The organism is Actinoplanes sp. NPDC051851 (assembly GCF_040681165.1).
Classification (GTDB): Bacteria; Actinomycetota; Actinomycetes; order Mycobacteriales; family Micromonosporaceae; genus Actinoplanes.
In genome coordinates, this window is sequence record NZ_JBFAYF010000038.1 from 1 (window position 1) to 24754 (window position 24754).

The following is a 24754-nucleotide window of genomic DNA, read 5'->3' on the forward strand; positions in this document are numbered from 1 at the left end:
CGACCAGGTGCACCTACAGGTCACCTGCGACCCGCAATACGGCATCCACCGGCTGGTCAAGCAGATCAAGGGCCGTTCCTCCCGCCTGCTGCGCAGCGAGTTCCCGCACCTCAAATCGCGGATGCCGACCCTGTGGACCAACTCGTACTTCGTCGCCACCGTCGGCGGCGCAACCCTGGAGATCGTGAAGAGATATGTGGAGAACCAGCGCAACGTCTGACCAGACACCCAACCGCCTTGACGGCGAATGGGCTGCCCCTGACCTGCTCGGCAGGGAATCCGATTCCTCCCCACGGCTAAAGCCGGGGGTTTCCACGGAGGCTTCTCGATGAACGTGTTGGAGCAGGCGGCCGCGGCCCGGATCGCCGCCATCGACCTGGCCGGTGCGACCCGCGCGGAGAAGGATCGGGCGCTCCTGCTGATGGCGGACCGGCTGGTCGAGCGGGCCGACGACATCGTCGCCGCGAACGAGGTGGACGTCCGCAACGCCCGGGAGAACGGCATCACCGAAGCGATGATCGACCGGCTGGCCCTGACGCCCGCGCGGATCGCCGCGATGGCCGACGGGCTGCGCCAGCTCGCCGCCCTGCCCGACCCGATCGGCGACGTGGTGCGCGGCTCGACGCTCGCCAACGGGCTGGAGCTGCGCCAGGTCCGGGTGCCGTTCGGCGTGGTCGGCATGATCTACGAGGGCCGGCCGAACGTGACCGCCGACGCCGCCGGCATCTGCCTGAAGTCCGGTAACGCGGCCCTGCTGCGCGGCTCCGGCTCGGCGTTCTCGTCGAACGCGGCGATCGTGTCGGTGCTGCGCAAGGCGGTCGCCGACGCCGATCTGCCCGCCGACACGATCCAACTGCTCGACGCCACCACCCGCGATTCGGTCAAGGAGCTGATGCGGGCCCGCGGCCTGGTCGACGTGCTGATCCCGCGCGGCGGCGCCGACCTGATCAAGACGGTGGTCGAGCAGTCCACGGTCCCGGTGATCGAGACCGGCGTGGGCAACTGCCACGTGTACGTGGACGCGGCCGCCGACCTGGAGAAGGCGCTCGCCATCACGGTCAACGCGAAGACCCAGCGCAACTCGGTCTGCAACGCCGCCGAGTCGCTGCTGGTGCACGCCGAGGTGGCCGAGACGTTCCTGCCGCTGGTCCTCTCCGCGCTGGGCGATGCCGGGGTCACCGTGCACGGGGACGCCCGGGTGGCCGGGTACGCCGACGAGGTGGTCGCCGCGACCGAGGAGGACTGGGGCACCGAGTACCTCTCCGCCGACATCTCGGTGGCCGTGGTCGACTCGCTGGACGACGCTCTCGACCACATCCGGCGCTTCGGCACCGGGCACACCGAGGCGATCGTCAGCGAGTCGGTGACCGCGACCCGCCGGTTCGTCGCCGGGGTCGACGCGGCCGCCGTGATGGTGAACGCCTCCACCCGGTTCACCGACGGCGGCGAGTTCGGGTTCGGGGCCGAGATCGGCATCAGCACCCAGAAGCTGCACGCCCGGGGGCCGATGGGCCTGCCCGAGCTGACCTCAACCAAGTACGTGGTGACCGGAAACGGCCACATCCGGGACTGATCCGCGGGTGTTGACCTTTCGGGGTGACCACGCACGCGGGTCGCCCCGGAGGGTCTCGCGCTCTGGACGCGTCAGCGGCCAGCGAGACCCGCAGGGGCCCTCGGCGGGAGCGACGGTCTGTACCCCGCAGCTAGATGCGACAAAAGGCTCTTAGCCCGCGTTTCGGAACCCGGGCTAACGACAGGCTCGAAGAGCCGTCAGGGTGATGTTGACGTCGAAGACCGGGCCCTCGTTGGAGTCCCAGCCGCCGTCGGTGCGCTGGGTCTCGGCCAGGCGCTTGCGGGCGTTGCGCAGCAGCCAGTCGTCGCCCAGATTGACCCGGCGCAGCGCGGCCGCCATCGAGGCGACGTCGGCCGGCGCCATGTCGGGCAGGCGCTCGCCCAGCACCTGCTGCACGCGGGCCGACTCGTAGAAGTACTGCTGCTGGTGGAGCAGGCCGGCGGCGTGCCAGCCGGCGGCCAGGAAGGACGGCCAGGTGCCGTCCGGCCGCAGCTGGGAGACGACGAAGCCGGCCGCGTTGGCGAGCACCTCGCCGTAGGAGGAACGTGTCTGATAGGGATCAGACTCGACGGCCGCCGCGGTCAGCCAGAAGCCGGCCACCGAGGTCAGGTAGAGGGTCGCCTCGGGATCGCCGGGCATCGCCCAGGCCGGGGCCTGATCCTTCAGCGCCTCGTGCTCCTGCCAGGTGCCGTCCGCGCGCTGGGCACCGGCCAGCCAGTTCAGCGCGCTCTCCACCACCGGGCCCTGGAGGCTGCCCAGGTCGTCGAGCTCGGCGAGCCGGAAACAGGTGGCGTCGACGGACGGGACCTCGCCCTCCGCCGAGGCCGGCCAGCCACCCTCCGGCATCTGCCCCTCGGCGATGCGCTCGACCGTCTCCTGAGACGCCGGCTGACCGGTCCGGAGGTAGGAGAGCCGGGCGCGTTCCACCGGGTCTCCGTGGGCCACCACGTACCCGATCGCCGCATCGATATCGACCACGGTGGAGACGCTACCTGCGAAAGCTGTGTCGCGCGCGGCCGTTCGGCCATCTGTCGCAATGGTCCGATTCAGTCACGCCACTGTCACACTGAGGAGCCAAGATCGCGACTCCCCAGTGTGAACGTGTCCGTCAGAATCCCTTACTCAGTACGACGGATATCCCTTACTCAGTACGACGGATTCAGTACGACGGCAGCGACTCAGTACGACGGCAGCGACGGGTCGACCGTGTTGACCCAGGAGACGATGCCGCCCTGGACGTGCACGGCGTCCTTGAAGCCCGCCGCCTTGAGAGCGGCCAGCGCCTCGGCCGAGCGCACGCCCGACTTGCAGTGCAGGACGATCTGACGGTCCTGCGGGAACTGCGCCAGCGCCGAGCCGTTGAGGATCTCGCCCTTGGGGATCAGGGTCGCACCCGGAATCCGGTTGATCTCCCACTCGGCCTGCTCGCGGACGTCGACCAGGAAGATGTCCTTGCCGGAGTCCTGCCAGTCCTTCAGCTCGCGGGCCGTGATGGTCGCGTTGAGGGTGGCCTCCTGCGCCTCCTCGGAGACCGCGCCGCAGAAGTCCTCGTAGTCGTCCATCAGGTCGGTGAGGGTCGGGTTGTCCCCGCAGAGCACGCAGTTCGGGTCCTTGCGAACCTTGATCTTGCGGTACTCCATCTCCAGGGCGTCGTAAACCATCAGCCGGCCGACGAGCGGCTCACCGATGCCGGTGATCAGCTTGATCGCCTCGTTGACCTGGATCGAGCCGATCGACGCGCAGAGCACGCCGAGGACGCCGCCCTCGGCGCAGCTCGGGACCATGCCGGGCGGCGGGGGCTCCGGGTAGAGGCAGCGGTAGCAGGGACCGTGCTCCTCCCAGAAGACCGAGGCCTGGCCGTCGAAGCGGTAGATCGAACCCCACACGTACGGCTTGCCGAGCAGCACGGCGGCGTCGTTCACCATGTACCGCGTGGCGAAGTTGTCGGTGCCGTCGACGATCAGGTCGTACTGGCTGAAGATCTCCTTGACGTTGTCGCGGTCCAGCGCGGTGTTGTGGATGACCACGTTCACCAGCGGGTTGACCTCGGCGATGCTCCGGGCCGCCGACTCCGCCTTGGGCGTGCCGATGTCCGAGACACCGTGGATGATCTGGCGCTGCAGGTTGGACTCGTCGACCGTGTCGAAGTCGATGATGCCGAGCGTGCCCACCCCGGCCGCGGCCAGGTAGAGCAGCGTCGGCGAGCCGAGGCCGCCCGCGCCGACCGCGAGCACCTTGGCGTTCTTCAGCCGCTTCTGCCCGTCCATCCCGACGTCGGGGATGATCAGGTGACGCGAATAGCGGCGGATCTCGTCGATGCTCAGCTCGGCGGCCGGCTCGACGAGCGGGGGCAGAGCCACATTCACTCCCCGGGTTAGGTGGTAAGGATCGCCGCCTATTCTCGCTCGTTCGGCGTACGAATGCCCATGACGTCGGACACCGGCCCGACATGCGGGATCAGGAATAACTCACGAGACCGGCTCTCCCTGGTACCGCTTCCCGTCCCGGAAGGGCCACGAGTTCGGGGTGCACTCCTCGAGCCCGTACGTCTGCTGCATCATCACCGGCGCCGGCCTACCCTTGCCGGGGCAGGTCTCGTGACCGTGCCCGAGCTGGTGACCGACCTCGTGGTTGATCGCGTACCGCCGGTAGTCGTCGAGCTTGCCGTCGTAGTCCGGGATCGCGTCCGCCCAGCGCTCGGCGTTGATCACCACCTTGCCCGGCACCCGGCACGAGGTGAAGCCCTCGGTCTGCAGGCCACCGGCGGCGCACATCCGCTCGGAGGTGGCCGCGCTGGCGAGGTAGACGGTGAACTCCGCGTTGGACGCCCCGTCCGGCACCCGCCGCAGCTCCAGCCGCCCGCCGTGGATCCAGCTCCGCTGATCCCCGAGGGTGTCGTCGATCATGTCGGCGAAGTCGGCGGGCTTGACGTCGGGCACGGTCTCCTCGACCGCCACCTTGAACCGGTGCAGGCTTCCGGCGGTGCCGAGCAGGGGGCCGCGGGACTTGGCGTACCGGAACTCGCCCGCCTCGCCGGTCTCCTCCTGTTCGACGCCCTCCGCCTTGCCGATCTTCTCGTCGTCGGGCTGTTCCGCCGCGGGCTGCTCGGCGATCGGCTGCTCGGGCTGCGCGGGTTGCGCGGCCCGCTGGGCGGCCTGGCGGTCCGCCGCGGTCGGCCGCTGCTGCTGTTCGCGCAGCTGGTGGCCGACGACCAGGACCAGGGCGACGATCATCAGGTACGCCATCACCGTGGTCCGCCGCCGCTGCCGCAGGGTACGGCGCTTCTTGGTCTCGGGCTCCGGCTCGAACTCGAAGGAGTCGTCCTCCTCGGGCTCGGTCGCCACGGACTGCTCGGGACGGATCAGCTCGATGCCGGCCGGGCGGTACGCGGACGCCCCGGCGCGGGCCTGGGCGTGCGCGAACCGTTCCGCCAGGGGGAGGCCGTAGTCCTCGCTCCGCACCGGTTCCTCGGCGACCGGCAGCGGCTCCGGAATCCGCGGCGCCTCCTGAACCGGAAGGGCTTCCCGGATCGGCGGCTCCTCCTGGATCGGTGGGGCCTCCTGGATCGGCGGCTCCTCCTGGATCGGCGGGGCCTCTATCGCGATCGGCTCGGGATGGACCGGTGCGTGCACCGGCACCGCGAGCACGGGCTCCTCCATGGCCGGGTGCCAGCGGTCGTCGGGCAGGCCGGTCGGGAGCCGCAGCGTCGCCGGGAGGCCGGCCACCTGGCGCTCCCCCGGCGTCCAGAACCAGTTGTCCGGGGCCTCGGGGACCTCCTCGATCTCCGGGTCTGCCTCCGGTCGGGCCGAGGGCTCGGCCGCCCTCGGCAGCTCGGCCGGGGACTCGGTCACCCTCGGCAGCTCGGCGGTCCGTGCCGCGGGCTCCTCCTGCCAGGCCGACGGTGCCGGCACCACCTGGGTGACCTCGGCCGGTGCCACTCGCCGCGGTTCCAGCTCGGTGCCGCGCCGGGGCCGGGTCTCCTTCCCGGCCAGCCGGTTCAGCTCGGTACCCCAGACCGCCCCGACACTCTCCCGGCGCGGCTCCTCCACGGTCTGCTGCCGGTCGGCCCCGGCACCGAGCCATCCGGCCACGGCATCGCGCCCGGCCCGGCGTTCCGGTTCGGCCTCCGCTCCGGACAGCCAGCCCGCCTCGTTCTCCACCGCCGTCCCGCCGTCCCATCCCCGGGGCGGCACCTCTCCGACCGACATCTCTTCGACAGGCGGCGCCTCGTCGACAGGCGCGTCATCGACCCAGCCGGCGTTCGCCTGCGCCTCTTCCGTCCACTCGGCGTAGTTCTGCGGTTCGGCGCTCCACTCGGCGTAGTTCTGCGGTTCGGCGTCCCACCCGGCGTAGGTCTGTGCTCCGTCGTCCCACTCGGCGGCGGGTGGTGCCGGTTCGGCGACGTGGGCCACGTGTTCGGCGCCTGCGGACCGTGCGGCCCGCGGCCGCCTGCGGATCTCCCGCGCGGGCTCGATCTCGGCGACCGGTTCGGGCTCCGGGATCGGTTCCTCTTCCACTTCCCGGGTACGCGCAATCGCCGCGGCCGCCAACCTCTCCGCCGCGAGTTCGAGGATGCCCCGGGTCATCCCCAGCGGCAGCCCGGTGTTCTCATCGATCTCGGTCGGCGCGGTGTAGACCCGCTCCTCGACCGGGTACCGGTGCGCCGGCGAGATCATCATCGGATCCACGGCCTGATGCGCCGGCGCCGCGCCGGTGTCGGCCCGATGCCGCGCCGCCTCACCGATCTCCGGTCCTCCCGGTCGACGGTGCTTCCCCGCAGCGCCGCCCGGAATGGCCGCCTCAGCACTCCGCCGATGCCGCCCCCGGTTCACCGTCTCCTGATCAACGGCGGACAACACGGCCTTCCGCGGACGCTCCGCCACCGAAGCCGCGTCATCCTCCGGCCGCTGCGAACCGCCGAGGCTCTTCCGCGCCCGGCTTCCCCCGACCGTTTTCGCCCCGACGGCCTCACCCACCGCCGGGTTACCCGCCGACTTGGCCGCACTCGCCGTCTTGGCCGCACTCGCCGTCTTGGCCGCACTCGCCGTCTTGGCCGAGCCCGCCGTCTTCGCTAGGCCCGCCGTCTTCGCCGAGCCCGCCGTCTTCGCGCTGCCGGAGGCCGCCGCCGTAGCCGACTTGGCCACAGCCGATCCCGGCTTGGCCGCGGCGGAGGCCGGCTTGGCCGCCGCGGGCTTTGCGGACGCCGTGGACCGGCCCGTCGCCGACTTCTTGGCAGCCGGTGCCGACTTCTTGGTCTCCGGTTCGGCGGGGGCCGGCGTGACCGATCTCGATCGGCGTGCCGGTGTCGCGGCCGGTTCGGGTGCCGGCCTGGCTCGGGTAGTCGCCTTCGCCTCGGTCGAGGCCGTGACGACACTCTTGGTCGCCGTCGCACTCGCCGCAGCGGTCGTCTTGCCGGTAGCCCTGGACCGATTCGTCCCGGCACGAGCCCGGCGGCCGCCGGCCGATGTCTCAGCTCCGGCCGCGGGATCAGAGGCATTTGTCGCGTTTGCCATAACATGGGCCAGCCTGCCATGACTCGACGCCTGTCACAGCTGATTCAGAGTTCCCGGCCACAACGCAAACCGGCCCTGACCCCGCCCGACGCACCTCCCGCGACACACGAGTGCCCCATGGTGCGGAAGTGACGAAACCCCATCTCCATCACACACCCCCCCGCACCCCACCAGCGCCATCCGGGCTACGCGACGACACGATCCGAGCGGAAGGGGCTGCCAGCGGAAACACGTCGCCTTGACCGTTGACGGGGCCCCAGCCGCACACGATCAGGGCGGATCGGGGCGGCGGCGATGCACGAGAGGTGTTCGTTGTGCGCGGGCGGCCCGCAGGAGGACCGCGCGAGGGCACCGCCCGGCTTCGTGGCTGGCCGGGCGGTGCCCGCGGGTGATCGGCTGGCGATCCGGGGTGTCTCAGACCCGTCGAGTGACCCCCGAATACCAGCCGCGCCGGGAAAGCTGGCGCTCACGGGTCACTCAAGCCCGCCGACACACCCCTGACCACCAGCCACCAAGATCAAACCCGTAGTCGATCATGACCGAGAACGCCCACCCCGCGACCCCGCCGGCGGCGACGATCCCGCCGGAATCGACCAGCGGGGTCAGGGACGTCGTGAGGGGTCAGCGGGAGAGGGCCGGGCCGGAGAAGGAGTGGTCGTTGCGGCGGGGCCAGGCGTACGGGACGCAACCGCGCAGGGTCAACGTCTGCTGGACCATCACCGGGGCCGGGCCACCCGACTTCGGGCAGCCCTCGTGGTGGTGGCCGAGCTCGTGGCCCACCTCGTGGTTGATGACGTAGTTGCGGTAGATCGCCAGCGGGACCTTCGCCTCGATGTACGGTGTGGCGGACTTGCGGTAGCGGTCCAGGTTGATGATGGCCTTGCCGGGGGTGCGGCAGGACGTGTACGGCACGCCGCCGATGCGGATGTTGGTGCCGCCGCGCTGGCACATCTCCCCGGCGGTGTTGCGGGTGGCCAGGTAGACGGTGAAGTCCGCGCTGTCCGAGCCGCCGACCATCTGCAGGCGGAGGTTGCCGTTGCCGATCCAGCTGCGGTCGTCCCCGAGGGTGCTCACCACCTGGTCGGCGAAGGCGTCCACGTCCTCGCCACTGCCCTTCTCCACCGCCACGCGAAAACGGCGCAGGGTGCCCTTGGTGCCCATGATCGTCCCGCGCTTGGTGGCGTACGTGAAGGAACCCGAAGCGTGCGTGGGCACCGAGCCGGAGAGTTGCAGCACGTCTCCGTCGATCAGCGACGAAGCCTGCTCGGTCGCGGGAGCGGAGGTGGCGACCGCGGAATCGGCGGGGGCGGACGTCGCGGGGGCCGAGGTGGCCGGCGCGGGGGCGGCGGAGGCCGGGAGCGGCGCGGGGGCGACGGACGGGAGCGGCGCGGCGGCGACCGGCTGCCTACCCGTGTTGTACTCCACCACGCTCACCACCGTGAGCAACACCATCGCCACGGACAGCAGGTAGAGCCACCACTGACGCCACCGGTCAGGTTCACGGGCGGAAAGGTCAGGGGTGATCATCCGTCTCAGGGTTACACATGGGAGCCGTTCACACCCAGTCGAGCCGGACCGGTGCGGCGCGGCCCACTATCGGGTGACGGTCGCCAACTCGTCGAGCAGGGCCACGACACCTCGGGCCACCAGCCGCGGGACCTCCATCTGGGCCACGTGGCCGACGCCGGGCAGGATCAGCAGACGGGAGTCGGGCACCACCTTCGCCACCTGGGCGGGCACCCGCGGGTCGACCAGCCTGTCGTTGAGGCCGCCGATCACCAGGGTGGGCGCCTCGACCCGGGCGGCGAGCCGCCACTGCGAGTTGACCCCCGGGAGGTACGCCCGCAGGAAGCTCCCCACCAGTCCGCGCAACGTGCCCAGGTACGCCCGGGGATAGTGGTCCACGGTGTACCGCAGCTGGATCTCCGCCATCGCTTCGGCCCGGCGCTGCGGGTGGACCTTGGCGGTGTCCCCGAAGCAGGCGGCCAGGACCTGTTCGGCCATCTGCTCGGCGGTGATCCGGGTCAGCGCCCAGGCCATCAGCCGTTCCGCGCCGGGCAGGGCGAGCAGGGGGAGCACCGGGCCCTGTGCCGTACGCCTCGGGTCCAGGAACGGCATCGCCGGGGAGATCAGCGTGAGGCTGCGGACCAGGTCGGGGCGGAGCGCCGCGACCCGGACCGAGATGGAGCCGCCGAGCGAGTTGCCGATCAGGTGGACCGGGCCGCGGCCGGAGTCCTCCAGGTAGCCGATCAGCGTGGTCGCGAACGAGGAGATCGAGTACCGCCGGCTGGGGTCGCTGTAGCCGAAGCCGGGCAGGTCGACCGCCTGGCCGTCGAGGCGGTCGGCGAGCAGGCCGGCCAGATCGGTGAAGTTCTGCGAGGAGCCGCCGAGGCCGTGCACGTAGACGGCCGGCTCGGCACCCGGGCGCAGCGCCGGGGTGTCGCGCACGTGGAGCATCGCGCCGCCGACCGTGACCCGGCGCGCGGGCCACGGGGGCGGAACCTCACCATCCGGCAACAGCGTGCTGTCGTCGGCCAGAAGCGCACCCTTCATCACGCCAAGAGTGCCTCGAGTCGGCGGTTGACCGCGGCGAGTGTGGCGCGAACCATGGCGTGCCGCTCGTCACCGGTGACCACGGCCGAGCCGGCCAGCTGCTCGACCCAGCCACCGCTGGACGAGAGCAGCAGCACCACCACGGCCACCTGGGACTGCCCGAAGGAGACCGCGGCCGCGTGCTCGACGAAGCAGCGGGCCGGTCCCTCCTCGTGCCGGGACGTGGAGAGCAGCTCGTCGATCGCGCCCCCGGTCGCCGTCGCGCAGAGCCGGAGGAGGTAGCCGTCGACCGCCGGGCCGGTGGCCGTGCCGGACGCCGTACGCGACCCGGCCCGCAGCCGGACCTCGACGGTGGCGTCCGCGCCGGACGTGTTGACGTGCACGTTCTCGATGATCACGCGCGGGCCGGGGTGATCGCCCGGGTCGAGCGGCCGAGGCTTGGTCAGGTCCGCCGGCGAGAGGATCGTCGGGGCGGGCGCGGCCTTCGGCTCGGGCTTCGCCTCGGCGGGCCGGGTCGGCAGCGGGCTCGTCGATGGCACCGGGCCCGTCGAGTGCGGCGGGCCTGGCGCGTACAGCGGGGTCGGCGAGTGCAGTGGTCCGCCCGGGGCGAGCAGTGGGCCGCCCGGCGAGAGCAACGGTCCGCCCGGGGAGTGCAGCGGCGCCGAGGGGTGCAGCGGCGCCGCGGAGACCGGAGCGGCCGAGACCGGGGCGGTCGCCGGCGGGGCGGAGGCCGGGGTGACCGGCGGGGCCGAAGCGGAGGCGATCGGCGGCGCCGAGGCGGGCGCGATCGGGGTGATCGGCTTCACCGTGGCACGACCGGCCCGGGTCGCCTGGCCCGGCACGAACGGCGGGGGCGGCGCGTCCATCGGCGGCGCCGCGTCCAGGCCCATCCGGTCCTGCAGGAGACGGGCCACCTGGCGGCTCACCTCGGCCGGGTCCGCGCCGTCCGAGAGGTCCAGCCGGAGGCTGTGCGCACCCGCCGGGGTGGCCCGCAGCGACGCGTCCCGGACCCCGGCGACCTCGCGGACGGCGGCGAGGATGGCCTGCACGTCGAAGCCCTCCTCGCGCTCCTGCGCGGGCACCACGTCACCGCGGCGCAGATGCGTCGCGATGCGCGCCAGTGCGGGCGCTTCGGCCGATGGCTCCACGGAGGGCGGCTCCGGAACTCGGGGCACGTCCGGCTGGGCCGGTACGCGCTGGGGCAGTGCTCCGCTCGGCTCGCTGAGCGCGGGCGGCGGAGGACCGTCCAGGGGTGATGGCGGGAAGGAGACCGGCGCCGGCGGTTCGTAGCCGCGACGCGGGAAGCCTGGTGAATCGTACTTCGCCGCCGCCGGTCCGGGCTCGTTGTCCACCGATCGCTGGTCCCCCACGGGTGCCGGGGAGACCTGGGGTAGGCCCTGCGCCAGCACGTCGTTGACCAGGGCGTGCCGCGAGCGGATGGGCTCCTCCGGACGGCCGGGCCGGCTCATCGGCACCGAGGCCCGCTGGGACACCACCGGTGGTTTGTCGCGGTACGTGTCGTCCAGGTCCCCTTCGTACGGGAAAGGGGGTGCACTGCTCGGTGACGGACCGTCGAAGCCGCGCGAGCCGGAGCCGGAGGTCGGCGTGGCGACCGGACCCGGATCCGTCGGAGTCTGCCGCCGGTGGCCCAGAATGTCGGCTAGGCGGCTGCGCTCGGGGTTCCACGGCGAGGGCTGCTCGGAAGGGGGAACGTCATCAGTGGACTGCTGCGCCGGGGGGAAACGTCGCCACGGCGGTACCTCTGTCTCCTGTTCGCGCGTCGCGCCCGCGTGGGACCACGGATTGTCGGCAGCGTTGCCCCACCCGTTCACCCGTACGCGGTCACGCGAGTCGGCACCGTTGCCGCTACCCGCGGCTCCGGTGTCTCCGGAATGCCCTGTTTCATCCACCGCGTGCTCCTCGCTCGCCCCCGCTGAGGCTACCGTGTGGTGGGAGTGGCGATAAGTTGCAGCGTCGCGACAATTGCCCGCACGACCGCGACAAGCGCCGATACGGGCAGTCCGTGACGACGAACCGCGGGGACCGACCCCCTGGAGGTACACAGAAATGACCGCCGCGTCCAGCGGGGCGGCACCGGCCGCACGCCCCACTCGCCTGCCGCGATCGGCACGCCGCAAGCAGTTGCTGGCCGCCGCGCAGCAGATCTTCGTCGCCCACGGCTACCACGCCGCGGCGATGGACGACATCGCGGAGCGCGCCGGCGTCTCCAAGCCGGTGTTGTACCAGCACTTCCCCGGCAAACTGGAGCTCTACCTGGCCCTGCTGGACACGCACTGTGACGCGATAATCGCCAAGGTGCGCACCGCGATGGCGGCCACGCAGGACAACAAGGAGCGGGTCAAGGGCGCCGTCCGGGCGTACTTCGACTTCATGGACCACGAAAGCGAGGCGTTCCGCCTGGTCTTCGAGTCCGACCTGCGCAACGATCCGCAGGTCCGCGAGCGGGTGGAGCGGGTCGAGAAGGGCTGCACCGAGGCGCTGACCGAGACCATCATCTCGGATACCGGCCTCCGCCCGGACCAGGCTCAGCTGCTCGCGGCCGGGCTCGCGGGCGCCTCCGGAGGGGCCGCCCAGCACTGGCTGGCGAACGGCCGGCGTACGCCGAAAGCTGAAGCCGAGTCGCTCGTAGCCGCTCTGATCTGGCGCGGGATCGCGAGCTTCCCCTTGCAGGGTGGTTCAACGGCAGGTACGCCCCCGGAAATCGGATAGCCTTTCGATCGGTAGACGGTTGACAGAGGAGGACTCCGTGGAGGTCAAGATCGGCGTGCAGCATTCGCCGCGTGAGCTGGTGCTGGAGAGCGCCCAGACCCCGTCGGAGGTCGAGCAGGCCGTGTCCGAGGCCCTCGCCAAGGACGGCGTCCTGTCGCTCACGGACGAGAAGGGCCGCAAGGTGATCATCCCGGTCGCCAAGCTGGCGTACGTGGAGATCGCCGAAGCTTCGCACCGGCCGTTCGGTTTCACGACTCGCTGAAAATCCGAGGTATCAGGAGGGCACCCTGCTCACAGGGTGCCCTCCAATAACTGCTCATGGGTGCGTCTGGTAGAGGGTCAGGTAGAGTGGCCCTTGTCGCCGTCGACGTCGATTTGTCAACTCGACGGCCCCGCGTGTGGCCCGCCTTCGGGCGTGCGGCCCGCGCTTTATTCAGACCGCGCCCTTAGAGACTCCAACGGGCGCACCACGAGAGGGCACCCGTAAAACTTCATGACCGACAATGAGCAAGCACTGATCCCCGTAACGAATCGCGCCCCCGTCCGTCCGGACAGCCCCACCTTCGCTGAGCTGGGTGTCCGTCCGGAGACCGTCGAGGCGCTGGCGACGGCGGGCATCACGCACGCCTTCGCGATCCAGGAGTACGCACTTCCGATCGCCCTGCGCGGCACCGACCTGATCGGCCAGGCCCCGACCGGCACCGGCAAGACCCTCGGCTTCGGCCTCCCCCTGCTGGAGCGGGTCACCTCCCCCGCCGAGGGCGCCGACGGCAAGCCGCAGGCCCTGATCGTCGTGCCCACCCGGGAGCTGGGCCTCCAGGTGGCACGCGACCTCGCCGCCGCGGGCAGCACGCGGGGCGTCCGGGTGCTGCCGATCTACGGCGGCGTCGCGTACGAGCCGCAGGTCGACACCCTGAAGAAGGGCGTCGAGATCCTGGTCGGCACCCCCGGCCGCCTGCTCGACCTGGCCAAGCAGAAGCATCTGAAGCTGAACTCGGTCACCGCACTGGTGCTCGACGAGGCCGACCGGATGCTCGACCTCGGGTTCCTCGACGACGTCGAGAAGATCCTGGCGATGCTCCCCGAGAAGCGGCAGACCATGCTCTTCTCGGCGACCATGCCGGACCCGATCGTCGCGCTCTCCCGGCGCTTCCTGCACAACCCGGTCACCATCCACGCCGGTCACACCACGGAGAGCGGCCCCTCGCCGCTCACCAAGCAGGTCGTCTACCGCACCCACCCGCTGAACAAGCTGGAGATGGTGGCGCGCATCCTGCAGGCCCGCGGCCGGAGCCTCACGATGATCTTCACGCGGACCAAGCGGGCCGCCGACCGGGTCGCCGAGGACCTCGACTTCCGCGGGTTCGCGGTCGCCGCCGTCCACGGTGACCTGGGCCAGGGCGCTCGCGAGCGCGCCCTGCGGGCGTTCCGCGGCGGCAAGATCGACGTGCTGGTCGCCACCGACGTCGCGGCCCGCGGTCTCGACGTCTCCGGCGTCACGCACGTGATCAACTACGACTGCCCGGAGGACCCGGAGACCTACACGCACCGGATCGGGCGTACCGGCCGGGCCGGCGCCACCGGCTGCGCGGTCACCTTCGTCGACTGGGAGGACATGCCGCGCTGGGTCCTGATCGACAAGTCGCTCGGCCTGTCGATGCCGGAGCCGCCGGAGACCTACCACACCTCGCCGGCCCTCTACGCCGACCTGGACATCCCGACCGACATCTCGGGCACGCTGCCGACCGCGGAACGCAGCCGGGCCGGGCTCTCCGCCGAGATCGAGGAGGACCTGGGCGGCACCGGTCGCCGGCCGGGTGGCCGTAACGGCCGTGGTGGCCGCACCGGTGGCGGCGGCCGGACCCGCGGTGGTTCCGCTCCGTCCGACACCACCGGGCCGTCCTCCGATTCCTCCTCCGCGGAGGAGGGGACCGAGCGTCCCAAGCGCCAGCGTCGTCGCCGCCGGGTCTCCGAAGACCTTTCCCCGAGTACGCCCGAGACCCCCACCGAGGTCGCTCAAGAGGCGGACCCGGCACCGCGCGCCCGGACCCGGCGCCGCCGCACGTCCGCTCCCGCGACGTCGCTGCTCTTCTCGGACACCGCCGAGGCCGGGCCCTCCCCGGACGGGGCGCCCACGGCCCCGGACGCCGTCGTGGCGGCTCCCGCCGTCGCGGACGTCGTCGTGGCGGACGCCGGTGCGGCGGCTCCCGCCGACGGTGAGGCCGCGGCACCGCGTCGCCGGCGGCGGCGCACCACGGCTCGCAGCACCGAGGCGGCCGACAGCGGCGCGGAGGCCTGACCGCTTCTGATCTGGCTGTAGATGGCACGGGACCGTTTCAGGTCCCGTGCCGTTCTCGTTCCCGGGCCGTTCTCGTTCCCGGGCCGCTTTCGTCAGGTCCAGCGGGATTCCAGCTCGGCCAGGACGGCGATGTTCAGCTGGAAGGCGGCGTCCACCTCGTCCAGGAACGCGTCCTGCTCCGACCGGCTCCAGGGCGTGGTGTTGAGCAGGTCCCGATACCGCGCCCGGATCCGCTCCGGCTCGACCCCTTCGAAGACGAAGAACCGGTAGCCCTCCCGCCGGAACAGGTACGCCCCGACCACCTTCGCGCCCAGCCACTGGCCACCGGCGAGATCGCCCAGGTACCGCGTAGCGTGATGTGCGACATACCCGGTCGCCCGGTCGAAGGCCGCCTCCCGGATCCGCGTGCAGTACGTCCCGGTGGTCGGCAGCGCCACGATCCGGTCGTGCCACATCGGGCCCTGCATGAACGTGAGGTCGGCCTCCAGCGACGGCAGCCGGAACAGCTCCGGGAAGACGAACCGCCCGGCCACCGGATCGTCGGCCATCGCCTCGCTCGCCAGCTCGAGAGACTCGTAGATGAACCAGTGCTGAGCAGCCAATTCGGCGTACGCCGCCAGCGGCAACCGCCCCTGAGCGAGCCCGTCGATGAACCGGCTCCGCTGCGCACGGGCGTTCGCCTCCCGGGTGCGCTCCCGCAACCGGTCGGCGAGCCGCGCCGTCTGCGTCGGATGGGCCAGGAACGACATCGGACGACACCTCGTCTCTCACCGCTGACGATCAGTCAACATATCGCTGCCGCGCGATATCCACATCCCTGAAGGAGCATTCCTTCGGGGTGATTAACCGGCACGGCAGAATGAAGCCATGCCACAACCGCTCGACCAAGCCCTCGCCGAGGTCCGGGAGCTCCTGCTCGCCCCCGGCCTGACCCGCGCCGTCGCCGCCGGCCGCCGCCGCGGGCACTCCCCCTCGGTGACCCGGGCCCAACTGCGCCCGGTGACCTTGAAGAGTGGTCCGCACCTGCAGATCGTGACGGATGACGGCGCCCGCCCGTTCACCCGCAATGTCGAGCCGGGTGCCGAGGCGGCCGCCGCGATCGACGAACTGCTCGCCGAGCCGTTCGGCAACTGGCACGTGGAGACCGACGCGGCCACCGTCCAGGTCCGCATCACCAAGAAGGGTGACGCCCAGATCCACCGCGCCGCGGCCACCGCACCCGCGCCCTCGGCGCCGCAGCAGCACGACCGCGCCAAGCAGTGGCTGCTCGACCCGGGCGACCCGCTCTTCACCGTGATCGGCGGCAACGCGGCCAAGCGCCGCCAGATCGACGCCTTCCTGCGCGCGCTGGCCGCCACGCTCCCCGACACCCTGCCGTCCCCGCTGCGCGTGGTCGACCTGGGCTGCGGCAACGCGTACCTGACCTTCGCGGCGTACCGCTATCTCGCCGCCCGTGGCGCCACCGTCCAGGTGGTCGGCGTCGACGTCCGCGAGGACCAGCGCGTCCGCAACACCGCGGTGGCCGAGGAGCTCGGCTGCGCGGCCGACGTCACGTTCGTGGCCGGCACGATCGAGGACGCGGACCTGCCGTTCTCCCCCGATCTGGTACTGGCCCTGCACGCCTGCGACACGGCGACCGACCAGGCGCTGGCCCGCGCGGTCCGCTGGGAGGCCGACTGGGTGCTGGCCGCGCCGTGCTGCCACCACGACATCGCCGCCCAGCTCAAGGCGGGTGGCGCTCCCGCTCCGTACGGCGAGTTCGTCAAGCACGCCATCCTGCGCGAACGCTTCGCCGACGTGCTCACCGACTCGCTCCGGGCCGCCCTGCTCCGCCTGCGCGGCTACCGGGTCGACGTCGTCGAGTTCATCGACTCGGCACACACCCCACGCAACCTGATGCTGCGCGCTCGCCTGACCGGTGGCGCGCCGACCGAGGCCCAGCGCGCCGAGTACGCGTCCCTGACCGCTCAGTGGAGCGTGACGCCGGCGCTCTCCCGGATGCTCAGCTGACGGTCAGCGTCCACTCGGCGGTGTGGACCCGGCCCGCGACCTGGAAGTCGAAGTACAAGCGGTACGCGCCGGGGCTCGGAGCGGTGATCCAGAACTTGACCTTGCCGTCGATCAGCTGCTGTTCCGGGTGGATGTGGACGTAGGCGAGATCGCCCTGGCGGAGGGCCACCAGGTGGCCGTAGGCGCCGAGGTACGGCTCGACGGCGGCCGGCTCCCCACCGGGGCCGGTGACGGTCATCAGGACCGGCTGGACTGCGGTCGTGGTGGGCGTTCCCTCGTACGTGACGGTGAAGCCGGAGACGGACGCGGAGCGGGACGGGGCAGGCAGGGTGACCGGCGCATAGCCGCCCGCGACCGTCAGGTCGGTGCCGAGCGCGACGGCCAGCTGTGCTCCGCCGACGAGCGCGGTGAAGTCGGCGATCATCCGGTAGACGCCGGGCTCGCCGAGCGTGAGGTCGATGCCCCACGTGCCGTCGGCGGACATCGTCGGATGCAGATGCTGGAAGCCGGTGAGGTCGCGGCGGGCCACGATCAGGTGCAGCGGTTTGTCGTGGACGATCGCGTACGTGGTGACCGGGGCGCCACCGGGGCCCTGGATGGTGAACTCCAGCCGCTGCTCCCTGCCGGCCTGCAGGATCGTGGTCTTCGGGGTGAGGGTGAGGCCGCCGTCGGAGAGGGAGAGGCCACCGACCGCGGCGCCGGCGGTCGTGGTCAGGCCGGTGCCGGTGGTGCCGTGCGTGTGCGGCTTGCTCTCGTCGACCACCGTGCTCGCGCCGGACGAGGCCGCGGTGGCGACCGGGGCGGCGGCGGACGGGGACGACGTGCCGTTGTTGAGACGGCCGAGGCCGTAGCCCGCGAAGAGGACCACGATCAGCAGCGCGCCGGTCGCGGCGAAGCGGAACCCGGGCCCCTGCGGAGTGCCCGGCAGCGCGTGGCCGAAGATCTCCTCATCGGTGGGATCGGCGGAGGTGGCGGTGGTTGGGCTTTCCGGCTGGCTGGACATCCGTGGGCCCCTTCAGGAGCGGATCAGGCGGGCGATCGCGTCGGACGCCTCCTTGACCTTGGCGGTCGGGTCGCCGGCGCGGGCCGCGTCCACCACGCAGTGCGCGAGATGGTCCTCGAGCAGGCCGACGGCGACCGCCTGGAGGGCGCTCTTCGCCGCCGAGATCTGGGTCAGCACATCGATGCAGTACGTGTCCTCGTCGACCATCCGCTGCAGGCCACGGATCTGCCCCTCGATCCGGCGCAGGCGGCTGAGCAGGGCGGCCTTGTCGCCGGAATAGCCGTGTGGCCCGGCATGCGAATCGTCCGACACGCCGTCCAGCGTACCCCCGGCAGGTATCGGCGGAAGTTTGTCGTACCCCGGCGCTAGCGTGCGCGGGTGTGGAGGGTGACGAGGCTCGGCGATCGGCGCTGGATCATGTGCTCCGGTTGATCTGCGAGTCGCATCTCGGGGACGTCCTGGTGCTGCGGGGCAGCGCGACGATGGCGGCCTGGGTCGGCGACCTCGCGCGGCCGCCGCGCGATCTGGATTTCGTGGTCCGCCCGGCGCCTCTGGTGCCCGTCGTCCGGCACTGGCCGTACCCGTACTTCGCACGCATCCGCCCAGTGCAGCACTGGCCGGAGATCGTGCACGGCGGCCGGCGGAACGAGATCTGGGAGTTCGAGGAGTTCGACACCTGCGGGCAGCGCGCGTTCGTGCCGCCGGACGGCCTGCACTGGCTCACCGACCGGGATCTCGAGGGCGTGCTCGACCCGGTGCACCACGAGGTCCGGGCCGTGATCGAAAAGCACCCGCGGACTCCGGAGGGGGTGCGGCTGCACGTGGCGAGGATCGGCTACCGGCGGATCGGGGAGTCGGAGAGCGACTACGACTTCTACACCGGCGGCGGTACCCGGGTGACGGTGCCGTACGGGGAGGATGACGGGGTCGTGCAGGTGGACCTCGCGTATGACGAGCCGCTCCCCGAGGCGCCGGTGCTGACCCTGCTGCCGGGGCGGGACGGGCGGGAGCCGATCGCGGCGTGGACGGCCGGCCGCGACCTGTCCCTGCGGTGGAAGCTGCACTGGCTCGCCGACGACCAGTCCCGCCGGGGCGCCTCGGCGGCGAAGGACCTGTACGACGCGGTCCTGCTCGCCGAGGCGGGCGCGGTCGGCACCGTGCCGAACCCGGAGCTGCTCAGCGGCTGGCGAATCGACGGCGACCCGACAAGCCACGGACCGACGCACGGCGACCGGACACACGGCGACCGGACACGCGACGAGCCGACGGGCGCCGGGCTGGACGGTGGCGGGCTGGACGGTGGCGCCGAAGCATGGCTGGCCCGGCTCGCGGCGGCGGTGACGCGGGAACCGCCGGAGTCCCGAGCGGCTCGATGACGCGGATGGCACGGTGACGTGAATGGCTCGGTGACCGGGACGGTGCGGTGACCGGGACGGTGCGGTGACCGGGACGGTGCGGTGACGCTGGTCCTGCCGGACTCCTGACCGGCTGTGGCACCATGCGGCTGTGACAGATCAGGAACGGGACGGATACGTACTCACGAGTGACGCCACACGGGTCGACATCGCGCGGGTGCACAGTTGGCTCTCCGAGGAGTCGTACTGGGCCAAGGGCCGCGCGCTCGACGTGACCACCCGGGCGATCGAGGGCTCGCTGCCCTTCTCGGTGTTCCAGGGCGACCGTCAGGTGGCCTTCGCCCGCGCGGTCACCGACGGCGCCACCTTCGTCTGGATCTGCGACGTCTTCGTCGACCGGGAGCACCGCGGCCACGGCCTGGGCACCTGGCTGGTCGACACCATCGTGGCGCGCCTCTCCGAGACCGGCGTCCAGCGTTTCCTGCTGGCCACCCGCGACGCGCACGGCGTGTACCGCAAGTCCGGCTTCGCCCCGCTGGAGGGCGCCCAGCGTTTCATGGAGATCGACAACCGCCCGACCAAGGCCGCCATCCTCGCCGAACTGTCCTGACACCACCACCCGCAACCAGCCCAGCCCGCCCTGCACGGCGCGCCGCGGTCCATCGCTCCTGGGGCAACGGGTGCACACGAACAGCACCAACGGGGCGGCGGGGCTGCGGGGCTGCGGGGCTGCGGGGCTGCGGGGCTGCGGGGCTGCGGGGCTGCGGGGCTGCGGGTACACGATCAGCGCGGGCCGGGCCGTGGGCGTACACGAACAGCGCGGACCGGGCCGTGGGCGTACACGAACAGCCGGATTCAGGGGCGTCGGGCGCACACGATCCATGATCGTGTGCGCGCGCAGCCGCCAGAGGGGCGCAGGAAGGGCACGGGCGGCGAAAGTGGATCCCCAGCGCCCCGTCAGCCGGCCACTGCCAGGGCCAACGGCAGGACGGCGGAGGCGCCCGCGCGGCGCAGGGCGCGGCCGGCCAGCGTCATCGTCCAGCCGGAGTCGACCAGGTCGTCGACGAGCAGGATCGGGCCGGCCGGAAGCGCCTCGGTGATCTCGGGCGGTACGCCGAAGGTGTCGTGCAGGGCCCGGACCCGCTGCGCGCTGTTGCCCCGCAGGTCGCCGGGGCCGGTGGCCGACGAGGTCAGCGAGCCCAGCAACGGCAGGCGGCCGACCCGGGCGATGTGCTCGGCGAGGCTGTGGACAAGTTGTGGATGACGGTGCGAACCGACCGCGACCACGGCGGCCGGGCGTTCGCGCCACGCGTCCTCGCCGTGCGCCCAGGACTTCAGCACCTCGACCACCGCGCCGGCCAGGTCGTCCGGGATCGGGGCGTCCGGGGCGTCGAGGGCGACCAGGCCGCGTAGCCGGGCACCCCAGCCCAGGTCGGAGAGGCGGCCGACGGATCGGCCCGGCTCGATCTGCTCGGACGGGCCGATTTTACCCTTCAGCGTGATGCCGATCGCGGCCATCCCGGTCGGCCACATCTTCTTCGGCGCGATCTCCACCCCGGGACGGCCCAGGAACGCCCCGGCCGAGGAGAGCGCCGTGGTCGACACGTCGGCGCCGAAGAGCGGGCCGGCACAGTTGTCGCAGCGTCCGCAGGGGACCGCCTCGGGATCGTCCAGGCAGCGGCGGAGGAACTCCATCCGGCAGGTGGCCGTCGTCGCGTACTCCACCATGGTCTTCTGCTCGTTCGCCCGGGCCTCGGCGACCCGGCGCAGGCGGGCGGTGTCATACGTCCACGACTCGCCGGTGGAAAGCCAGCCGCCCCGGGTCCGCCGGACGGCGCCGTCCACGTCGAGCACCTTGAGCATCAGCTCCAGCCGGTTGCGGCGCAGGTCGACCAGCGGCTCCAGGGCCTGGGTGGAGAGCGGGCGCTCCGGCGAGAGCTGGGCCAGCACGGCGCGCACCTGCTCCTCGGGCGGGAACGCGAGCGAGGCGAAGTAACGCCAGATCGCGGCGTCCTCCGGGCCCGGGAGTAGCACCACCTCGGCGTGCTCGACGGCGCGCCCGGCCCGGCCGACCTGCTGGTAATACGCGATCGGAGAGGGTGGCGCACCGAGGTGCACGACGAAGCCGAGGTCGGGCTTGTCGAAGCCCATCCCGAGCGCCGAGGTCGCCACCAGCGCCTTGATCTTGTTGTCCAGCAGGTCCTGCTCGGCGGCGCGGCGCTCCGCGTCCTCCACCTGTCCCGTGTACGACGCCACGGCGAACCCGCGCGACCGCAGGAAGTCGGCCGTCTCGCTGGCCGCCGCGACGGTGAGCGTGTAGACGATGCCGGAGCCGGGCAGCCGTTCCAGGTGGTCGGCGAGCCAGGCCAGCCGGGTGGCCGGATCGGGCAGCCGCAGCACGGCGAGGCGCAGCGAGTCACGGTCCAGCGGCCCGCGCAGCACGAGCGCGTCGCCCAGCTGGTCGGCGACGTCGGCGGTGACCCGCGCGTTCGCCGTGGCGGTGGTGGCCAGCACCGGGGTGCGGCCCGGCAGCCCGGCCAGGAACGTGCGCAGGCGGCGGTAGTCGGGACGGAAGTCGTGTCCCCAGTCCGAGACGCAGTGCGCCTCGTCGACCACGAGCAGGCCGGTGCCGTGCGCCAGGCCGGGCAGCACGTTGTCGCGGAAGTCCGGATTGTTCAGCCGCTCGGGGCTGATCAGCAGCACGTCGACCTCGCCGGCCCGGATCTCCGCCTCGATCAGCGACCACTCGTCGAGGTTGGCCGAGTTGATCGTGCGGGCCCGGATGCCGGCCCGGGCCGCCGCCTCCACCTGGTTGCGCATCAGCGCGAGCAGCGGCGACACGATCACCGTGGGGCCGGCCGAGCCGCCCGCCCGGAGCAGCGCGGTGGCGACGAAGTAGACCGCCGACTTGCCCCAGCCGGTGCGCTGCACGCAGAGCACCCGCCGCCGGTCCACGACGAGCGCCTCGATGGCCCGCCACTGGTCCTCGCGCAGCCTCGCGTGCTCACCGGCCAGCCGGCGCAGCACCGCCTCGGCGCGCTCCCGCACTTGCTCCCGTTCCTCGTCCACCCGGCATGTCTACCAGCCACCACCGACAGAACCCGCGTCATCCACAGACCGGCCGTCGCGGACCGAACCGGAGTTATCCACAGCCGGGATCCCCGGGAGATGAAAGGCTCGGCGGCATGGGCACAACGATCGCCGAGAAGTTGCTGATCAAGCCGAACTCCACCGTCTGGCTCAACGAGCCGGCCCGGTTGCCGCTGCTCACGCCGATGCCGGAGGGCGTACGGGAGACCGGAACGCTGGCCACCGCCGGTACCGCGGTGCTCTTCGTGGAGAGCGCGGACGGCGTACGCCGGCAGCTCACCGAGCACCGGGCCGACCTGGACAAGCCGGGCGCCTTCTGGATCGCCTATCCGAAGGGCAACCAGGCGGACGTCAACCGGGACACGCTGTGGCCGATCGTGGCCGATTTCGACATGCGCCCGTGCGGCCAGGTCGCCATCGACGACCGCTGGTCGGGCCTGCGTTTCCGCACCAACCGCCCCGGCGAGGGCCCCTTCACCGGAGCCGGCGCCTGAAAACCGGCGCCTCATCAAGCCGGCGCCTCACCAGAGCCCGCGTCTCACCAGAGCCGGTGTCTCACAGAGCCAGCGAGAAGCCGCCCGACCGTTTCGCCGGCGGGGTGGCCTGGCGGCCCAGCGGAGGCGGGGTCTTCCGGACGTTCTCCCCCGGTCTGCCGGGAGCCGTACGCTTCGGCTTGCGGGCCGGCCTGCGCTCCTCGGCCGAGGCCGCGGTCCTGCGCTCCTCCGCCGAGGCCGCCGATCCCCGTTCCTCGGCCGCCGCGGCGCTGACCGAGGAGTCGGTCTTCACCAGCGGCGGACTCGTCGTGCCGAGCACCTCGGCCCGGCACGGGTGACCGTCGAGCCGGAAGCTCAGCGGCAGCGGGTTCCGTTGGCGGTACCCGCCGCGGAGCAGGACCGTACGCCCACCACCCCGACCGTGCACCACGATCCGCCGTCCGTGCTGGGTGACCGATTTCGGCGACCGGGAGAGCCGCTGCGACCCGGGGTAGGCGAACTCCATCCGCCAGCCCTCCGGCACCCCGGTCGCGGCGACCGTCAGCCGTGCCTCGAAGGCCGTGCCGGAGTCCCGCTCCACCTGGTACCGCACCTCGCAGCGCACCCGCTGGACCGTCTCCCCGACCGGACCCGGATCGGCGGCGGCCGCGCGGGCCCGGTCGCCCTCCTCGACCTCCCGCTTGGCCGACCAGCTCAGCGCGGTCGCGGCGGCCAGGATGACGGTGACGACGGCGGCGTACGTGGAGAGACCGCGCCGCGCACGAGCGGAGGGTGACCGACTCGCCATACGGCGACCCACGAAGAGGCCGCCGCCGAGTGGCCGGACCGCGCCGAGCCGCAGCGCCGAGCCGAGTCTGAGCCCGGCCCGGAGCCGCGCCGAGCCGATCCGGGTGGTCGACTCGGTCCCCCGGCGCCGGCCCCAGCGACCGCGTCCGCCCCAACGACCGCGTCCGCCCATCGAGGCGAGGACCGGCACGACGCCCCGGGCGGCCGGGATCGACGGGCTCTCGTCCGGCCGCAGTGGCGGGATGATCGCCCGGAGCCCGATGGTGGCGGCCATCGAACGCGCGATCTCGGCGGCGGGCGGGCGCGCGGCCGGGTCCTTGTCCAGGCAGCGCAGGCAGAGTTCGCCCACCGCGGGCGGCATCCCGGGCAGCTCCGGGATCGGCGCGGGATCGGCGTAGAGGTGCGCGCGCAGCGCCTCGGCTGTGCTCTCGGCGGGCCACGGCATCCGGCCGGTGAGGGCGCGGTAGAGGAGCAGCCCGAGCGCGTAGACGTCGGTGGCGGGCGAGACCGGGGCGCCGCCGAGGCGTTCCGGCGCGAGGTACGCGGGCGTGCCGAGCAGGCTGCCGTCCGGCCCGGCGTCGCGCTGCCCGACCACCGCGGAGATCCCGAAGTCGACGACCTTGGCACCGGCCCCGGTCAGCATCACGTTCGCCGGGGTGACGTCGCGGTGCACCAGGCCGCGCGCGTGCGCGGTGGCCAGCGCGGACGCCACCTCCGCGGCGACCAGCACGGCCTCCCGCCAGTCGAGCGAGCCCTGCCGGCCGATCCGCGCGCCGACCGACTCGCCGTCGTTCAGCTCCATGACGACGTACGGAACGGTGAGTTCGTCGGTGAGCCGGGTCTCCCCGAAATCGTATATTCCGGTTATATGAGGATGGCAGAGCCGGGCAGCCGCCAGCGCCTCCTGCCGCAGCCGATCCCGGAACGTGCGGTCCTCGGCCAGCTCCGGCGAGAGCACCTTGACGGCCACGTCCCGCCCCAGCGTCTCGTCGTATCCGCGCCAGACCACCGACATGCCCCCGGTGCCCAGCTTCTCGACGAGCCGGTACCGCCCGGCGATGCGGAGCGATCCGTCCTGACCGTTTCGCGCCGTCCGCCCCATACGCCGATTCTCGCCCGCCCGGCTCACCCACCGATGCCGCACCCGAAAATCTCTTCTCCGGTACGCGCTCCCCCGCCCCACCCGCACATCCCCGCCCCGCCTCCGCGCAGCGCGAGCTGCCCTGCCCACTCCCCCACCTGCCGCGCCACCAGCCCTTGGCTGGCGCTGAGGGGTGTCTAAGCGGAGCGAGACACCCCTCAGCGCCAGCCAGAACCGGGAGCGCGGCACTACGGTGAGTAGGCACGG

The 24754-nt window shown here is 72.2% G+C and carries 21 protein-coding genes; 10 read left to right on the forward strand and 11 right to left on the reverse strand.

The features are described from left to right. Together tnpA and AB0M08_RS30325 are read left to right on the forward strand one after the other, a co-directional pair. On the forward strand, nt 1-220 hold a 220-nt coding region (gene tnpA, locus AB0M08_RS30320), incomplete at its 5' end, for an IS200/IS605 family transposase (protein ID WP_364500485.1). 108 nt (nt 221-328) lie between these two features. Beyond that, nucleotides 329-1573: a glutamate-5-semialdehyde dehydrogenase gene (locus AB0M08_RS30325; RefSeq protein ID WP_364500487.1), complete on the forward strand. Its 1245-nt coding sequence runs from the start codon at nt 329-331 to the stop codon at nt 1571-1573. A 174-nt stretch (nt 1574-1747) separates the two neighbouring features. Here the strand turns inward: AB0M08_RS30325 and AB0M08_RS30330 are convergent, their stop codons facing one another. The 3 genes from AB0M08_RS30330 to AB0M08_RS30340 form a co-directional block, all read right to left on the reverse strand. After that, entirely contained in the window at nt 1748-2551 is an 804-nt protein-coding gene (locus tag AB0M08_RS30330) for a prenyltransferase/squalene oxidase repeat-containing protein (protein WP_364500489.1), read from the reverse strand. A 200-nt stretch (nt 2552-2751) separates the two neighbouring features. Continuing rightward, nucleotides 2752-3933, reverse strand: coding sequence for an adenylyltransferase/sulfurtransferase MoeZ (gene moeZ / locus AB0M08_RS30335; protein WP_364500492.1), 1182 nt, complete (start codon nt 3931-3933; stop codon nt 2752-2754). A gap of 108 nt (nt 3934-4041) precedes the next feature. Continuing rightward, on the reverse strand, nt 4042-6252 hold the full coding sequence (locus AB0M08_RS30340; protein WP_364500697.1) for a DUF3152 domain-containing protein: 2211 nt from the start codon (nt 6250-6252) through the stop codon (nt 4042-4044). A gap of 316 nt (nt 6253-6568) precedes the next feature. On the opposite strand from AB0M08_RS30340, the gene AB0M08_RS30345 reads away from it, so the two are divergent. After that, complete coding sequence (locus AB0M08_RS30345) at nt 6569-7108, forward strand: hypothetical protein (protein WP_364500494.1); 540 nt, start codon at nt 6569-6571, stop codon at nt 7106-7108. A gap of 599 nt (nt 7109-7707) precedes the next feature. Here AB0M08_RS30345 and AB0M08_RS30350 read toward each other — a convergent pair. From AB0M08_RS30350 to AB0M08_RS30360, 3 genes are all read right to left on the reverse strand, one after another. Further along, the gene (locus tag AB0M08_RS30350; protein ID WP_364500497.1) at nt 7708-8613 is read right to left on the reverse strand and encodes a DUF3152 domain-containing protein; all 906 of its coding nucleotides are present in this window, start codon (nt 8611-8613) and stop codon (nt 7708-7710) included. Between the two features lie 66 nt (nt 8614-8679). Then, the gene (locus tag AB0M08_RS30355; RefSeq protein ID WP_364500500.1) at nt 8680-9639 is read right to left on the reverse strand and encodes an alpha/beta hydrolase; all 960 of its coding nucleotides are present in this window, start codon (nt 9637-9639) and stop codon (nt 8680-8682) included. Next, entirely contained in the window at nt 9639-11135 is a 1497-nt protein-coding gene (locus AB0M08_RS30360; RefSeq protein WP_364500503.1) for a Daple, read from the reverse strand. Before AB0M08_RS30360 ends, AB0M08_RS30355 begins: the two co-directional genes overlap by 1 nt. 571 nt (nt 11136-11706) lie before the next feature. Here AB0M08_RS30360 and AB0M08_RS30365 point away from each other — a divergent pair. The 3 genes from AB0M08_RS30365 to AB0M08_RS30375 all read left to right on the forward strand — a co-directional run bounded on the left by AB0M08_RS30365 (nt 11707) and on the right by AB0M08_RS30375 (nt 14668). After that, nucleotides 11707-12369 (forward strand): TetR/AcrR family transcriptional regulator, encoded by a 663-nt coding sequence (locus AB0M08_RS30365; RefSeq protein ID WP_364500506.1) that lies wholly within the window; start codon nt 11707-11709, stop codon nt 12367-12369. A gap of 37 nt (nt 12370-12406) precedes the next feature. Next, the gene (locus AB0M08_RS30370) at nt 12407-12631 is read left to right on the forward strand and encodes a DUF3107 domain-containing protein (RefSeq protein WP_364500508.1); all 225 of its coding nucleotides are present in this window, start codon (nt 12407-12409) and stop codon (nt 12629-12631) included. Between the two features lie 231 nt (nt 12632-12862). Further along, nucleotides 12863-14668, forward strand: coding sequence for a DEAD/DEAH box helicase (locus AB0M08_RS30375; RefSeq protein WP_364500511.1), 1806 nt, complete (start codon nt 12863-12865; stop codon nt 14666-14668). 92 nt (nt 14669-14760) lie between these two features. Here the strand turns inward: AB0M08_RS30375 and AB0M08_RS30380 are convergent, their stop codons facing one another. Further along, nucleotides 14761-15417 carry a biliverdin-producing heme oxygenase gene (locus AB0M08_RS30380; protein ID WP_364500514.1) on the reverse strand — a complete coding sequence of 219 codons (657 nt, stop codon included), beginning with the start codon at nt 15415-15417 and terminating at the stop codon, nt 14761-14763. Nucleotides 15418-15535: 118 nt separating this feature from the next. On the opposite strand from AB0M08_RS30380, the gene AB0M08_RS30385 reads away from it, so the two are divergent. Continuing rightward, complete coding sequence (locus tag AB0M08_RS30385; protein ID WP_364500517.1) at nt 15536-16678, forward strand: SAM-dependent methyltransferase; 1143 nt, start codon at nt 15536-15538, stop codon at nt 16676-16678. Here AB0M08_RS30385 and AB0M08_RS30390 read toward each other — a convergent pair. Both AB0M08_RS30390 and AB0M08_RS30395 read right to left on the reverse strand, forming a co-directional pair. Continuing rightward, nucleotides 16671-17681 (reverse strand): hypothetical protein, encoded by a 1011-nt coding sequence (locus AB0M08_RS30390; protein ID WP_364500520.1) that lies wholly within the window; start codon nt 17679-17681, stop codon nt 16671-16673. The genes AB0M08_RS30385 and AB0M08_RS30390 overlap by 8 nt on opposite strands. 12 nt (nt 17682-17693) lie before the next feature. Then, nucleotides 17694-17993, reverse strand: coding sequence for a metal-sensitive transcriptional regulator (locus tag AB0M08_RS30395; RefSeq protein WP_364500522.1), 300 nt, complete (start codon nt 17991-17993; stop codon nt 17694-17696). 68 nt (nt 17994-18061) lie between these two features. Between AB0M08_RS30395 and AB0M08_RS30400 the strand changes: the two genes are divergently transcribed. After that, nucleotides 18062-19057: a hypothetical protein gene (locus AB0M08_RS30400; protein ID WP_364500525.1), complete on the forward strand. Its 996-nt coding sequence runs from the start codon at nt 18062-18064 to the stop codon at nt 19055-19057. Nucleotides 19058-19187: 130 nt separating this feature from the next. Next, entirely contained in the window at nt 19188-19646 is a 459-nt protein-coding gene (locus AB0M08_RS30405; protein ID WP_364500527.1) for a GNAT family N-acetyltransferase, read from the forward strand. A 347-nt stretch (nt 19647-19993) separates the two neighbouring features. Here AB0M08_RS30405 and AB0M08_RS30410 read toward each other — a convergent pair whose 3' ends face one another. Then, nucleotides 19994-22105, reverse strand: coding sequence for a RecQ family ATP-dependent DNA helicase (locus tag AB0M08_RS30410; RefSeq protein ID WP_364500530.1), 2112 nt, complete (start codon nt 22103-22105; stop codon nt 19994-19996). A 116-nt stretch (nt 22106-22221) separates the two neighbouring features. On the opposite strand from AB0M08_RS30410, the gene AB0M08_RS30415 reads away from it, so the two are divergent. Further along, entirely contained in the window at nt 22222-22620 is a 399-nt protein-coding gene (locus AB0M08_RS30415) for a hypothetical protein (protein WP_364500533.1), read from the forward strand. A gap of 61 nt (nt 22621-22681) precedes the next feature. Here AB0M08_RS30415 and AB0M08_RS30420 read toward each other — a convergent pair whose 3' ends face one another. Further along, nucleotides 22682-24508: a serine/threonine-protein kinase gene (locus tag AB0M08_RS30420; RefSeq protein ID WP_364500535.1), complete on the reverse strand. Its 1827-nt coding sequence runs from the start codon at nt 24506-24508 to the stop codon at nt 22682-22684. Nucleotides 24509-24754: the final 246 nt, after the last annotated feature.

Excerpts from the sequence above, each read along its gene's own strand:
- AB0M08_RS30325 (WP_364500487.1), top strand. The coding sequence starts at position 329 with ATGAACGTGTTGGAGCAGGCGGCCGCGGCCCGGATCGCCGCCATCGAC.
- AB0M08_RS30340 (WP_364500697.1), bottom strand. The coding sequence starts at position 6,252 with ATGATGATCTCGCCGGCGCACCGGTACCCGGTCGAGGAGCGGGTCTAC.
- AB0M08_RS30350 (WP_364500497.1), bottom strand. The coding sequence starts at position 8,613 with ATGATCACCCCTGACCTTTCCGCCCGTGAACCTGACCGGTGGCGTCAG.
- AB0M08_RS30355 (WP_364500500.1), bottom strand. The coding sequence starts at position 9,639 with ATGAAGGGTGCGCTTCTGGCCGACGACAGCACGCTGTTGCCGGATGGT.
- AB0M08_RS30365 (WP_364500506.1), top strand. The coding sequence starts at position 11,707 with ATGACCGCCGCGTCCAGCGGGGCGGCACCGGCCGCACGCCCCACTCGC.
- AB0M08_RS30375 (WP_364500511.1), top strand. The coding sequence starts at position 12,863 with ATGACCGACAATGAGCAAGCACTGATCCCCGTAACGAATCGCGCCCCC.
- AB0M08_RS30380 (WP_364500514.1), bottom strand. The coding sequence starts at position 15,417 with ATGTCGTTCCTGGCCCATCCGACGCAGACGGCGCGGCTCGCCGACCGG.
- AB0M08_RS30385 (WP_364500517.1), top strand. The coding sequence starts at position 15,536 with ATGCCACAACCGCTCGACCAAGCCCTCGCCGAGGTCCGGGAGCTCCTG.
- AB0M08_RS30390 (WP_364500520.1), bottom strand. The coding sequence starts at position 17,681 with ATGTCCAGCCAGCCGGAAAGCCCAACCACCGCCACCTCCGCCGATCCC.
- AB0M08_RS30415 (WP_364500533.1), top strand. The coding sequence starts at position 22,222 with ATGGGCACAACGATCGCCGAGAAGTTGCTGATCAAGCCGAACTCCACC.
- AB0M08_RS30420 (WP_364500535.1), bottom strand. The coding sequence starts at position 24,508 with ATGGGGCGGACGGCGCGAAACGGTCAGGACGGATCGCTCCGCATCGCC.